Genomic DNA, 12,535 nt, shown 5'->3' on the forward strand with positions numbered 1-12,535 from the left:
CGAGAAGCGTATCGAGCACTGGTTGCGCTTCGGCCACCGCGTTGACGAACAGATCCTTGATGGTCGCCGCCGCATTTCCAGTTTCGCGCCGGGCAGCATCTTCGCCTTCGTTCGCTGGGCGTCGAACGATCTGGGAGCCACGGTCTCCCGCGTGGACATCGTACGGGCGGTGGAGGCAGGAAGCCCGTTCCAGACCCTCCCGTTTGTGCGTCCCGGTGGCGAAATCCTGCTGCGTGTCGATAGCTGGCCGAGGGTCGAGCGCGTACTCCGGGCGATCGACGTTATTGACGCGCTGGGCATCGACCCGGCGGATGCCGCACCCGAATACTGGCGGCATCTCCACCATCGCATCAGTGCCGGACATGAGCCCCGCAGCTACACGCGTGAGCAGCAGTCAGCATGGCTCAAGCGACGGCAGGTGACGTCATGACCCGGCGTGGCTGGTTCTTCGCCACCTATTTCGCGGTGCTCGGCGTGGGCATTTCACTGGCCGTGCATCCTATGCCCCGGCTGATCTGGAATGAGACGGCGAGCGTGCCAATCGGACTTTATCGGCTGCACACGGACCTTTCGCCGCATGTCGGCGATCTGGTCGCTGTCCGTCTGCCCGAGCGCGCGGCGACGCTGCTGGCGACGCGCGGCTACCTCCCTCTCGGTGTGCCCCTGCTCAAACCTGTAGCGGCCATCGCAGGGCAGTCCGTTTGCCGTACCGGACAACGCATCACCATCGACGGAAAATTCGCTGGCGACGCGCAATCCGTCGATCACCGTGGCCGCCCGCTGCCCGTCTGGCAGGGCTGCCAACACCTCGATCCCGGCCAGGTCTTCGTCATGAACCCGGCCGAACCACGCAGTCTCGACGGTCGATATTTCGGCGTGCTGTCCCTCTCCACCGTCATCGGCCGTGCCACCCCGGTCTGGCGTCCATCCGGGAGCGGCCAGGCCGTCGCCTCATCCTCCAATCCATCCTCGAAAGGACAATAAGATGGCACAGATCGGTCTTTTCACCCGCACCAAAACCGGCTTTGCCGGGCGCATCCGCACCCTCACCGTGACGCAGGATCTTATCCTCATTCCGGCCGATTTTTCTGATGCCGAACATGCTCCGGATTATCGCGTCCATCTCACCGACGCGGACGGCCCGGAGGTCGGCGCAGGCTGGAAACGCACCGGCGAGAGGGCTGGTGAATACATCGCCGTAGCCCTCGACGATCCCGCCTTCACGCAGCCGATCCGGGCCAATCTCTTCCGCACCGCCGACGACCGCGCGGTCTGGGTGCTGAACTGGACGCGCCCGTCAAAGCGCGCCGAACGGGGAGATTGAGACGATGCGACGCGCCTTCTTCCTCGCTGTCGGCATCACCGCGATCGGCGTATTGGCTGCTGCCGACCAGACACGGGCTGCGTCGGTTTCGACACTCGCCGGCACCGATCCTTTTGCTGCCCAGATCGCTGAGGCAGTCCGCCGTTTCGACGTTCCGACCGCCTGGATAAGGGCGGTGATGCGTGCTGAGAGCGGCGGCGACACCAGCGCGATTTCGTCAAAAGGCGCGGTCGGACTCATGCAGATCATGCCCACGACCTGGGCCAACCTGCGTGTCCGTTACGGGCTGGGAAGTGATCCATTCGATGTGCATGACAACATTCTCGCGGGTGCTGCGTACCTGCGCGAGATGCACGATCGCTACGGCTCACCGGGATTTCTCGCAGCCTATAATGCCGGACCGGGACGCTACGAGGACTTCCGCGATCGGCATCGCCCGTTGCCGCCCGAAACACTCGCCTATGTCGCCGGTCTTCTGCCTCTTCTCGGCCAGAACGGTGACACAATACCGCTTCTGGCGGTGCATCCCGATCCCCTGGCATGGAGGCGCGCGCCGATCTTTATCGCACTCGCGAACGATGCGTCTGCCAACATCACCGCACGCGATCTGTCGCCTATTGCACCGCACTCCGCTGGCCTGTTCGTGACGGTTTCTGACAGGGAGCCGGCACCATGACCATGCCGAATCCGCCTCTGCTTACCGCCCATTCGCAGCCGGTCGCAGGTCAGCGCATCATCGTGGTCTGGCGTGGTCCAGCGTTTCTCATGAGGGATCGTAGCAGGGATCAGGGGGCGCACTGGGTCTGGGCAAAGAAGAGGCGAGATAAAAGGGCGCACATTGCGCCTCGGTTGGGGTGTTGGTTTTCCAGCGTTTTTACCTTTCCTACACAATGTTTCTCTCTCTCCTCCAATGTTTTCCGACCCTACTTTTCCTTGTTGCACCGGCCTTTTTCGCACATTCGGGGCGCCAATGGCCCGCGAGAATGATTTCCAGCCCCGTCTGGGCCGCATCCGCTCGCCGCGCGCCCAGCGGCTCAAGCCCTTCGTCGCCCAGGCCCTCGCCTCGGCCCAGCGTGCCGGAGGCGGTGGGTTCCGATCGGGCCGCAGCGGCGGCGGTTCCCGCTCGTCCTTCGGGCGTGGCCGCGTCGCAGCAGCCAGGGCCAATCGTCTGCTGACCAGCCGTGCCCGCCGCGTGACCGTCAAGGCCCGTGTCGTGCGCCACAGCGGGCGCAAGGCGCCACTCGCCGCCCATCTGCGTTACCTGCGCCGGGAAGGGGTCACGAAGGACGGCGAAAAGGCGCGGCTCTTCGGTCCTGGCATCGACGATGCTGACCCGAAGGCGTTCGCCGAGCGCTGCGAGGACGACCGTCACCATTTCCGTTTCATCGTCTCACCCGAGGACGCGCCCGACATGGCCGACCTCAAGGGCTATGCCCGCGAGCTGGTCGGGCAGATGGAGAAAGACCTCGGCACAAAACTGGACTGGGTGGGGGTGGACCACTGGAACACCCAGCACCCCCATGTCCATATCCTCGTGCGCGGCGTGGCCGAAGATGGCAGCGATCTCGTGATCTCCCGCGATTACATCCGCGAGGGCCTGCGCGCCCGCGCCCAGGATCTGGTGACGCAGGAACTCGGGCCGCGCAATGACGTCGAAATTCACCGCGCACTCGAACGCCAGGTCGATGCCGAGCACTGGACCCAGCTTGACCGGCAACTTGCCCGCGACGCGGGCCGCAACGGCATCATCGACATGGCGCCAGCGCCGGATCGGCAGCCTGATCCGTTCGAGGCCCTGAAGGTCGGGCGCCTGCGCAGCCTGGAAGGGCTTGGCCTCGCCCATCAGGTCGGTCAGGGACAATGGATGCTGGATGAATCCGCCGAGGTGACGCTCCGCGAACTCGGGGAGCGCGGCGACATCATCAAGCGTATCCACCGCTCCCTGACCGAGCGCGGCATCGAGCGGAGCGCGTCGAGCTATGTGCTGGGGGGTGAAAGCCTTGATGTTCCCGTCATCGGCAGGCTGGTCGATCGCGGGCTGGACGATGAACTGAAAGGCACTGCCTACGCCGTCATCGACGGGGTGGATGGCCGCACGCATCATATCCGCTTTCCCGATCTCGATGCGACCGGTGATGGCAGCATGGGATCGGTTGTGGAGCTTCGCGCCTTCGATGACAGGAAAGGGCAGCGTCGCGTTGCTCTGGCTGTTCGTTCTGACCTGTCGATTGAGGATCAGGTGACGGCGCGAGGGGCCACCTGGCTCGACCGGCAAGCAGTGGCGCGCGATCCCGCGGCGCTAGGCCAGAGTGGCTTCGGTGCCGAAGTGCGCGAGGCGATGGAGCGGCGGACCGAGCAACTGATTGAGCAGGGTCTTGCCGAACGTCGGACGCAGGGGGTGGTCCTTGCGCGCAACCTGATCGGGAAACTCAGGGACCGCGAGGTCCGGGAAGTCGGAGAGCAGCTCGCCGGCGAGACAGGCCGGGCGTTCAGCCAGTCGGCCTCGGGTGAGTATGTCACCGGCACGTATCGTCAACGCATGACGTTGGCCTCCGGCCGCTATGCGATGATCGATGATGGGCTCCAGTTCCAGCTTGTACCATGGACTCCGTCGCTGGAGAAGCAGCGGGGCCAGCACGTCTCCGGCGTCGCACGCGACGATGGCGGGATCGACTGGAGCTTCACCCGGAACCGGGGGCTCGGACTGTAGTCGTCGTAGCGATAAGGACAGTTAAATTCCCCTGGATTGAAGATAGACGCGCCGAGGGACAGGAAGTTGCTGGCGACATATCCTGACAGTCCAGTCCCAAACGGCGGTCGGAAGAAAAAATCATCGCTGCCACCGGCCCTGCCCAAAAAGCCCCATGAACCTCCCGCGAGGCGGGGGTGGGCGACGAGAGCGAGCCGAGAGGCCCGCAGAAGCGGCGGGCTGCACCCGCAGGGGCGAAATGGAATGGAGCAGCGTGACGAAGCCGGGCTTGCAGCGCGCTGTGGCGGGCCACTTCCCCGATCAGGGTCGCCAGACAACCGTCGAGCACGCCACGCTCGATCCAGCGATAATAACTCCGCTTGGGCATCGCGACCGCGATGATGGTGCTGGCTGACGTTGTTGTGGCCCAGGATCAAGCTGATTGCGGTTGAGGTGCTACGCCGCTGATTTGCGGTGGCTTGCCAATCAACGGCAGCAGCTATCCTTGCCGTCGGCCTGGACCGGCGGACACGACACGGTTCCATAGGAACAAAATACGCAGCAATCGCCCGGCTTGGGCTTGAGCACCATACCGCAACCCTTGCAGTCGTAGAAGAACTGGCACGCATTGGTCGGCATGGTCTCGGTCGCCTGATGCCCACAATGTGGACAGGTGAGCGTGGAGCGCAGTTCGATCGCGGCGTCAGGCATAACGGTAGCCAAGATAGAGCAGCACGACGCCGACCAGCAGGCCAGCAAAGGTGAATATCCGGACCGCCGGCGGCGTGCAGACACCGTCCGGTCCGCAACGCGATGCCGCAACCTGCTGCCGCCCGAGCAAGACCGCACCGAACAGGAGGAACAGCGCGCCGACGATCAGAAGCGGCGTGCGGAAGGGCGCAGTTGCGACCGCGATGCCGGAAAGCCAGGCGACGCCGAGTCCGGCTGACGTGAGCAGGATCGGGAGCGCGCAACACGAGGCGACGGCGAATGCCGCCGCAATCCCGCCGAGTGTGAGGGAGGCGGCACCGATACCCTTGGGGCGGGGTTGAAGAGGTTGCGACATACGAATCCTTGTGCGTGACCGAACCGAGCGATACCATCTGTAGCAACTACAGACTCAAGCGGAATCTTCATGCCGGCTTCAGAAACGATACCGATCGGCGAACTCTCACGCCAAACCGGCTGCAACATCGAGACGATCCGCTATTATGAGCGGATCGGCGTGCTTCCTGTCCCGATCCGACGCGGGCGTTATCGCCATTACGGTGCAGGCGACGTGCGCCGTCTGAGCTTCGTTCGCCGAGCCCGTGAACTCGGCTTCTCGATCGAGGCGATCCGGACGTTTTTGACGCTGGCTGAGGGTGGCGCGCAGTCGTGCCAGCAAGCGCACGATCTGGCAAAGGACCATCTGGCAGAAGTGCGCTCGAAGCTTGCCGACCTCGAACGGATGGCGAGCGTGCTGACGAGGGCGGTGCAGGCCTGCGAACGCGGCGACAATAGCGGCTGCCCGCTGCTCGAAACCCTCGCCGAGGTGACCCCGTCAGCCGCACCCTCAGACGGCTGAACGCACCTCATACCAGAGTCGCGTGCGCTTCACGAGTCCAACGACCGAAAGCATAACCGGGACCTCGACGAGCACACCCACGACGATCGCGAGCGCAGCGCCCGAGCCCAGGCCGAACAGGCTGATCGCGGCAGCGACGGCCAGCCCGAAAACGTTGGACGCACCGATCAACGCGGCGGGTGCAGCGACGCACCCGATCGGCGATCATGGCAGGCAAAGGCCCAAGCTTGACGGCGGCATCGTCGAGCGTCCGTGTGATGCGCGGTCCCGCCGGCCCGCCATCAGTGGAATAGAGAATGATGAATGGCCGATGTCGGGAAAGCAGCCAGTCGGAAATCGGCAATGACGCTGAGCAATCCGGCGACAGGAACGGTCCATCGGGCGAAAGGGGTTTGACAATATTCCATATATCCGTGAGTAAGGATATATGGATACCGAATCGAGCCTATCAGCCCTGAGCGCACTGTCGCAATCCACGCGACTGGAAATCTTCCGCCTGCTGGTGCGCCACGAACCGGACGGGCTGCCGGCCGGAGACGTCGCGCGGCATCTCAATGTCCCGCAGAACACGATCTCGGCCCATCTCGCCACCCTGACGCGGGCTGGCCTGCTGACCTCGCAGCGCCATAGCCGTGTGATTGTCTATCGTGCCTGCCTGCCGCGCCTGCGGGAACTGATGCTGTTTCTCGTCAAGGACTGCTGCGGGCGAAGCCCCGAACTCTGTGAGCCACTGGTTGCAGAACTGTCCTCCTGCTGCCCATCCGAGTGAGCCCCCCAATGACCGATCGCGTCTTCAATGTCTTGTTTCTGTGTACGGGTAATTCCGCACGTTCAATCTTGGCCGAGAGCATCCTGCGCAAGGATGGTGCCGGCCATTTCAGAGTCTTCTCCGCCGGAAGCCATCCCAAGGGGCAGGTCAATCCTCTCGCCTTGAAAGTACTGACGAGCTTCGACTACCCGACCGAGGGGCTGCGTTCCAAGCCCTGGGATGAGTTCGCTGTTGCGAACGCTCCCGTTATGGATTTCGTTTTTACCGTCTGCGATGACGCCGCAGGAGAAGTCTGTCCGGTATGGCCAGGAAAACCCATCACGGCCCATTGGGGCATTCCCGATCCGAGTAGTGTTTCGGGAACCGATGCCGACCGGGAACGCGCGTTCGTCTCGGCGTTCAAGGGTCTGAAGAATCGTATTTCCCTGCTTGTCGCGTTGCCGATCGCCAAGCTTGAGACTGCCAGTCTGGTGACGAAATTGCGCGACATTGGCACCGAGACAACCGGCGTTACGATCTATCACAACCCGGATTGCGGCACATCGCGCAATACACTTGCCCTGATCCGCAATGCGGGGATCGAGCCGACCATCATCGAATACCTCAAAACTCCGCCATCGCGCGCCGAACTGGTCAGTCTCATCACGCGCATGGGAATCTCGGTTCGCGATCTCCTGCGGCGCAAGGGCACGCCCTATGATGCGCTTGGCCTCGACAATCCATCCCTGACCGATGACGACCTGATCGACGCCATGATGGCGCATCCAATCCTGATGAACCGGCCGATCGTCGTCACCCCGCTCGGTGTTGCGCTCTGCCGTCCGTCCGAGGCGGTACTGGACATCCTGCCCAACCCGCAGCGAGGCGCTTTCGTCAAAGAGGACGGCGAGAAGATCGTCGATGAATCCGGAAAGCGGATCTCCTGATGCTGGCTCTTCTGCTTTTCGTTGCCACGCTGGTTTTTGTCATCTGGCAGCCTCGGGGGCTGGGCATCGGCTGGAGCGCCATGACAGGTGCCGCCGTGGCCCTGGCGGCTGGCGTGATCCACTGGCACGACATTCCTGTCGTCTGGCACATCGTCTGGGACGCGACCTTCACCTTTATCGCGCTGATCGTCATCTCGCTGTTGCTGGATGAGGCCGGGTTCTTCCATTGGGCCGCCCTGCACGTCGTGCGCTGGGGCAAGGGGCGAGGCCGGACGCTATTCCCGCTGATCGTGGTGCTGGGAGCGGCCATTGCGGCTGTGTTCGCCAATGACGGCGCGGCCTTGCTGCTCACGCCCATTGTCATCGCCATCCTCACGCAGCTTCGCCTCAGTCCTGCTGCGGCGCTGGCCTTTATTATCGCCACTGGCTTCGTCGCGGATACCACCAGCCTGCCGCTTGTCATCTCCAACCTGGTGAACATCGTCAGCGCCAATTTCTTTGGCATTGCGTTCGATCGCTATGCCGCGATCATGGTCCCTGTCGATCTGGTGGCGCTGGGCGCGACGCTGGCGGTGCTTTGGCTGCGGTACCGGCGGCAGGTACCGGCGACTTATCCCGTGGCCGAACTCCCCGCCCCGGCCACGGCGATCCGGGATCATGCCGTGTTCCGCGCCGCGTTCCCATTGCTGGCGCTGGTCCTGGCCGCGTATTTCCTGACCGCCCCGTTCCATATCCCAGTCTGCATCGTGGCAGGTCTTGCGGCTGGGGCTCTCCTGATCGTCGCCGGGCGGGGACACGTCATTCCGGTCCGTACAGTGCTGCGCGGCGCGCCGTGGCAGATCGTGATCTTCTCGCTGGGCATGTATCTGGTGGTGTATGGCCTGCGCAATGCCGGGCTGACTGACTATCTCGCGACCGCGCTGGTCTGGCTCGGCCATCAGGGAACATTCACGGCCACGATCGGCACCGGCTTTCTGGCGGCCCTTCTCTCGTCGGTCATGAACAACATGCCGAGCGTGCTGGTGGGGGCGCTGGCGATCCAGCAGGCTCACGACATCACACCGCTGACTCGCGACCTGATGGTCTATGCCAATGTCATCGGCTGTGACCTCGGCCCCAAATTCACCCCGATCGGCAGTCTCGCCACGTTGCTATGGCTGCATGTGCTGGCATCCAAGAAGCATCGGGTCACATGGGGGCAGTATATGAAAGTCGGACTGGCGATCACCCCGCCTGTCCTGCTGGTCACGCTCGCGGCGTTGGCCCTGTGGCTGCCCTGGATCAGCCACCTGTAATGCACGAATGGACCGATATCACAATGACTGAACCTGACTTGCCGGCCCTCCACCCCGAATATCTTGAACGGGTCGATCTCGCGCGGCTGGAACCGCAACCGCGTGTGGACCATCCGCCGCGTATCCTTCTGCTCTTCGGCTCTTTGCGTCCCCGATCCTTCAGCCGGTTGCTGGTGCTTGAGGCAGAACGCATCCTGAAGGTGCTGGGGGCCGAGACACGGGTGTTCGACCCGACCGGCCTGCCGGTAGCGGATTCCGTGCCTGCGACCCATCCGAAAGTGCAGGAACTGCGGGACCTCTCAATCTGGTCGGAAGGCCAGGTCTGGTGCAGCCCTGAACGGCACGGCAACATGACGGCAGTATTCAAAAACCAGATCGACTGGTTGCCCCTCACCGAAGGCTCGATCCGCCCGACGCAGGGCCGCACGCTGGCGGTCATGCAGGTCTCGGGCGGATCGCAGAGCTTCAATTCCGTCAATGCCCTGCGGGTGCTGGGCCGGTGGATGCGGATGTTTACCATCCCCAACCAGTCCAGCGTGCCAATGGCCTATACGCAGTTCGGTGACGATGACCGGATGAAGCCGTCCCCCCTCTATGACCGGATGGTGGATGTCATGGAAGAGTTGGTGAAGTTCACATGGCTTTTGCGCGACCGGGCCGACTACCTCGTGGATCGCTACAGTGAACGCAAGGCGGAATTTCGTCTCCCGGAAAGTCTGTGAGCCGGGCAATGGCGGAACCGTTCGATGTCGTGATCGTGGGCGGCGGTCAGGCAGCGCTCGCCGCGTCCTATTTCCTGCGCCGGACCGGGCTGACCTACGTCATTCTGGACAACGGGACGCAGGCGGGAGGGGCATGGGTCCACGGCTGGGACTCCCTGCATCTGTTTTCACCCGCGTCCTACAGTTCACTGCCCGGCTGGCCGATGCCCGACACGCCCGATGGCAGCTACCCCACCCGCGACGAGGTGCTGGACTATCTGTACCGGTATGAGGCGCGCTATGCGCCGCCGATCCACCGCCCCGTATCGGTCGATCGCGTGGAGCGCGCGGAAGGAAAACTCCTGAATGTCCGGACGAACACAGGTGATTTCCTCAGCCGTGCGGTTATCGGGGCGACCGGTACGTGGTCAGCCCCTTTCATTCCCGATGTCGCGGGGCATGACCTCTTTGGCGGGACGCAACTCCATTCCAGCCATTACCGGAATGCCGCGCCCTTTGCTGGCCGGCGTGTGCTTGTGGTGGGAGGCGGCAATTCCGGGGCGCAGATCCTGGCGGAGATGTCGCTTGTCGCCCAGGCAACATGGGTCACGCTGCATGACCCCGTCTTCTTGCCCGATGACGTGGATGGACGGGTTCTGTTCGAGCGGGCGACCGCTCGCGTTCTCGGCGGCCCGTCGGCCATGCCTGCCGGCGGTTTTGGCGATATCGTCATGGTACCACCTGTGCGCGCCGCCATGGAGCGAGGCGTGCTCCACGCGGTGCGCCCGTTTGTACGTATGACCGCAACGGGCGTCGTCTGGCCCGACGGGCGGGAAGAAGCCATCGACGCGATCATCTGGTGTACCGGCTTCCGACCCGCGCTCTCCGCATTTGCGCCGCTCGACGTGATCGAGCCGGACGGGCTGATTCGCGTTAACGGACAGCAGGCCGTCAGGGAGCCACGTCTCTGGCTGCTGGGTTATGGATCCTGGTGCGGCCCCGCATGCGCCACCCTGCTGGGGGCAGGCCGCGTCGCACGATCTATGGTCAGGCAACTGGCGGCCTGGCTTGCGTCGCCGACACAGGATGTCCGATTAACGAAGAACTGAATGGATATTCCGGCGGCCGGGGCGCGACTACGACCGTCCGTTTGCCGCGCGCAGCGGCCAGCATAGAACTTGCTATCAACCACGAACTTTAGGCACTTCACACGATCCGATATCCCTGCGGATAAAGAAATCTCACGCGACGACTGTCGTTTTATTCTGATTGTTCGTATCGTACTCTGCGAGAGTGCTGCGCAATGCCTTGAGGGACGCAACCGTATCTTTCACATCGCCGATGCCGTTCGTTTCCTGATAGTTGATCATTGTATCAAGCAAGGAATAGGCATTGAGATTGCCGGTGGATGACTGGCGAAGCTGGCCGCCATTGACGCCTTGGAGTGCCCATCCGTCCAGTAGTGAGAGTTCACCGCTTTGACGGAGAGTAATTTTCCCCTGATCATAAAGTTCTGCATTCACGTCTTGCAGGTTCGATGCGGAAATGTTGCTGAAGTCAAGGGACGAAGATTGCAGAATTCCTGTCTTTTCTGTTGCGGCTCCTGATGAGGATTGTGTCGCATTGCCGATAATCGAAGATATGCCGCTGATGCGCATTTTCAGTCCTTTCCCATGGAGAGACAGAGGCCGAAGACCTCACCTGCATGATGTCCGATGTTCTCTTCTGTCTATGTCATTTCACCGTTGTCGCCAACCATGGCGTTTGAATCCCACACTAACCTTCCTGTGCGGTAGATGTCGGTCCGTCAGGATCCGGCCGATCATCAGTAATTTCAAAATCTGTACACGCGTTCGATCCATGAAGAAGACATAGAAGTGCATCAGGAACGGCCTCATTGATAATGCTGCCGTAAGCTCCCGGCGACTGACGCCTTGCTGAATACTTCTGGTCTGGTTCAGCTATGAAGCATGAGCGATTTAAGAGATAGGGACGCGGTACTACCTGCGAGTGTCGCAGGTAGTACCGCAGAGAGGCTCCAAAGGAGCGGTAGAGAGACAGGCGAGCGGGACAGGCTGGCGGGCGCCTCGCGGATCGAGATCGTTTCGGATCGCCGCCGCTGGCACGCCCCTGAATTTCGCGCGCGAGTGGTCATCGCGTCCTACGAGAGCCGACGCCCCATAAGGGAGGTGGCTGCACAGTATGGGATCCATCCAAGTCTGGTGTTTCGCTGGCGGCGAGAGGCTCGGGCCAAAGGCGGGACATCGTTCATACCTGTCATGGTAGCCCCGGCCCCCGAGCCGCAGCCATCGGAGCGTCGGAGAGAACAGGGAACGCTGTCCGGCCAAGCCGTCAGCCTGGTCTTTCCGGACGGTGTGCGGCTGGAGTTCGACGCAGGGCTGTCCGCTGATCGTCTGCGTGAGATTGTGGGCGCACTACGATCATGATCCCGCTTCCTTCCACGCTGAGGATATGGCTGGCGGCCGGTGTAACCGATATGCGCCTGGGGATGCCCGGGCTGGCGTTGAAGGTCCAGGAAGCACTGGGTCGTGACCCTTTCGCGGGTGACGTCTATGCCTTCAGGAGCCGACGCGGCGACCTGGTGAAACTGATCTGGCACGATGGGATCGGCCTTTCCTTATATGCGAAGCGGATCGAGCGCGGGCATTTCCTGTGGCCTTCGGCAAAGGACGGAGCGATCCATCTCTCCCCGTCACAATTGACTTGTCTGCTGGAGGGTGTGGACTGGCGCAATCCGCAGAAAACATGGAGACCTGAACTGGCGGGATAATAAAAACCGCGCCAGGTCAGCATATACTGGTACCCTTTTGAGCGCCCATGTGATCAACTGCCTTCATGACGGGAGACACGGACGACATCATCGCCTTGCGCGCGGCACTTGCCGCTGCCGAGGCGCGTGCCGAGGTCGCGGAAGCCCGTGCGGCCAGCGCCGAAGCGCAGGTTGCCCATCTCAAACATCTTATCGCGCGGATGCGCCAGGACCGTTTCGGCGCCTCGTCGGAGCGGGGGCGCCGCCTGCTGGCCCAACTCGAACTCGAACTGGAAGAACTGGAGACGACGCTCGCCGAGGACGCGCCCGAAAATGCGGCGGATCCCGCTGTCCGCACGACAGCACCCCGGAGCAACCGGGGACGCCAGCCCCTGCGTGCCGATCTGCCGCGCGAGCGGGTCGTCATCCCCGCACCGACACAGTGTCCGTGCTGTGGCAGCGATCGTCTGAGCAAACTGGGGGAGAGCGTCACC

At 62.8% G+C, this 12,535-nt stretch carries 19 protein-coding genes and 1 pseudogene; 16 read left to right on the forward strand and 4 right to left on the reverse strand.

Features of this window, described 5'->3' with window-relative positions:
• The 6 genes from GOB81_RS16340 to GOB81_RS16365 all read left to right on the forward strand — a co-directional run.
• Positions 1-430 (forward strand): DUF2840 domain-containing protein (locus GOB81_RS16340; RefSeq protein WP_173571354.1); only part of this gene is annotated, 430 nt, incomplete at its 5' end.
• Entirely contained in the window at positions 427-984 is a 558-nt protein-coding gene (locus tag GOB81_RS16345) for a S26 family signal peptidase (protein WP_010666222.1), read from the forward strand. The genes GOB81_RS16340 and GOB81_RS16345, both read left to right, overlap by 4 nt.
• 1 nt (position 985) lies before the next feature.
• A complete protein-coding gene (locus GOB81_RS16350) occupies positions 986-1,324 on the forward strand; it encodes a DUF736 domain-containing protein (RefSeq protein WP_010666221.1) in 339 nt (112 codons plus the stop codon).
• A gap of 4 nt (positions 1,325-1,328) precedes the next feature.
• Entirely contained in the window at positions 1,329-2,000 is a 672-nt protein-coding gene (locus tag GOB81_RS16355; RefSeq protein WP_010666220.1) for a lytic transglycosylase domain-containing protein, read from the forward strand.
• 294 nt (positions 2,001-2,294) lie between these two features.
• Positions 2,295-4,034 carry a relaxase/mobilization nuclease domain-containing protein gene (locus tag GOB81_RS16360; RefSeq protein WP_010666219.1) on the forward strand — a complete coding sequence of 580 codons (1,740 nt, stop codon included), beginning with the start codon at positions 2,295-2,297 and terminating at the stop codon, positions 4,032-4,034.
• 253 nt (positions 4,035-4,287) lie between these two features.
• Entirely contained in the window at positions 4,288-4,428 is a 141-nt protein-coding gene (locus GOB81_RS16365) for a hypothetical protein (RefSeq protein ID WP_155723214.1), read from the forward strand.
• A 71-nt stretch (positions 4,429-4,499) separates the two neighbouring features.
• Here the strand turns inward: GOB81_RS16365 and GOB81_RS16370 are convergent, their stop codons facing one another.
• Positions 4,500-4,724, reverse strand: coding sequence for a GDCCVxC domain-containing (seleno)protein (locus GOB81_RS16370; protein WP_081107315.1), 225 nt, complete (start codon positions 4,722-4,724; stop codon positions 4,500-4,502).
• On the reverse strand, positions 4,717-5,079 hold the full coding sequence (locus GOB81_RS16375) for a mercuric reductase (RefSeq protein WP_062497130.1): 363 nt from the start codon (positions 5,077-5,079) through the stop codon (positions 4,717-4,719). The genes GOB81_RS16370 and GOB81_RS16375 overlap by 8 nt, the downstream gene beginning before the upstream one ends.
• Positions 5,080-5,148: 69 nt before the next feature.
• On the opposite strand from GOB81_RS16375, the gene GOB81_RS16380 reads away from it, so the two are divergent.
• Complete coding sequence (locus GOB81_RS16380) at positions 5,149-5,580, forward strand: MerR family transcriptional regulator (protein WP_062497128.1); 432 nt, start codon at positions 5,149-5,151, stop codon at positions 5,578-5,580.
• On the opposite strand, the gene GOB81_RS16385 is transcribed toward GOB81_RS16380, so the two are convergent.
• Positions 5,569-5,751, reverse strand: a complete 183-nt coding sequence (locus GOB81_RS16385; RefSeq protein WP_062497126.1) for a hypothetical protein — start codon at positions 5,749-5,751, stop codon at positions 5,569-5,571. The two genes, GOB81_RS16380 and GOB81_RS16385, sit on opposite strands and share 12 nt — an antisense overlap.
• A 256-nt stretch (positions 5,752-6,007) precedes the next feature.
• Here GOB81_RS16385 and GOB81_RS16390 point away from each other — a divergent pair, with 256 nt between their 5' ends.
• The 6 genes and pseudogenes from GOB81_RS16390 (at position 6,008) to GOB81_RS16410 (ending at position 10,380) form a co-directional block, all read left to right on the forward strand.
• Complete coding sequence (locus tag GOB81_RS16390; protein WP_062497124.1) at positions 6,008-6,349, forward strand: ArsR/SmtB family transcription factor; 342 nt, start codon at positions 6,008-6,010, stop codon at positions 6,347-6,349.
• A gap of 8 nt (positions 6,350-6,357) precedes the next feature.
• Positions 6,358-6,696 (forward strand): annotated as a pseudogene (locus tag GOB81_RS17825) (arsenate reductase ArsC); the annotation flags it as partial.
• Positions 6,697-6,837: 141 nt separating this feature from the next.
• The gene (gene arsC, locus GOB81_RS17830) at positions 6,838-7,275 is read left to right on the forward strand and encodes an arsenate reductase (glutaredoxin) (RefSeq protein WP_231100611.1); all 438 of its coding nucleotides are present in this window, start codon (positions 6,838-6,840) and stop codon (positions 7,273-7,275) included.
• Positions 7,275-8,570: an arsenic transporter gene (locus GOB81_RS16400; RefSeq protein ID WP_062497122.1), complete on the forward strand. Its 1,296-nt coding sequence runs from the start codon at positions 7,275-7,277 to the stop codon at positions 8,568-8,570. Before arsC ends, GOB81_RS16400 begins: the two co-directional genes overlap by 1 nt.
• 23 nt (positions 8,571-8,593) lie before the next feature.
• On the forward strand, positions 8,594-9,292 hold the full coding sequence (gene arsH / locus GOB81_RS16405; protein ID WP_062497199.1) for an arsenical resistance protein ArsH: 699 nt from the start codon (positions 8,594-8,596) through the stop codon (positions 9,290-9,292).
• Positions 9,293-9,300: 8 nt separating this feature from the next.
• A complete protein-coding gene (locus tag GOB81_RS16410; protein WP_062497120.1) occupies positions 9,301-10,380 on the forward strand; it encodes an ArsO family NAD(P)H-dependent flavin-containing monooxygenase in 1,080 nt (359 codons plus the stop codon).
• A 132-nt stretch (positions 10,381-10,512) separates the two neighbouring features.
• On the opposite strand, the gene GOB81_RS16415 is transcribed toward GOB81_RS16410, so the two are convergent.
• Entirely contained in the window at positions 10,513-10,929 is a 417-nt protein-coding gene (locus GOB81_RS16415; RefSeq protein ID WP_062497118.1) for a hypothetical protein, read from the reverse strand.
• 312 nt (positions 10,930-11,241) lie between these two features.
• On the opposite strand from GOB81_RS16415, the gene tnpA reads away from it, so the two are divergent.
• From tnpA to GOB81_RS16430, 3 genes are all read left to right on the forward strand, one after another.
• Complete coding sequence (gene tnpA, locus GOB81_RS16420) at positions 11,242-11,718, forward strand: IS66-like element accessory protein TnpA (protein WP_173571355.1); 477 nt, start codon at positions 11,242-11,244, stop codon at positions 11,716-11,718.
• A complete protein-coding gene (gene tnpB, locus GOB81_RS16425) occupies positions 11,715-12,062 on the forward strand; it encodes an IS66 family insertion sequence element accessory protein TnpB (RefSeq protein ID WP_173571356.1) in 348 nt (115 codons plus the stop codon). The genes tnpA and tnpB overlap by 4 nt, the downstream gene beginning before the upstream one ends.
• A gap of 65 nt (positions 12,063-12,127) precedes the next feature.
• Positions 12,128-12,535: transposase (locus GOB81_RS16430; RefSeq protein WP_194299929.1), on the forward strand; the 408-nt coding region annotated here is incomplete at its 3' end.

It is taken from the genome of Acetobacter conturbans, assembly GCF_011516755.1.
Classification (GTDB): domain Bacteria; phylum Pseudomonadota; class Alphaproteobacteria; order Acetobacterales; family Acetobacteraceae; genus Acetobacter; species Acetobacter conturbans.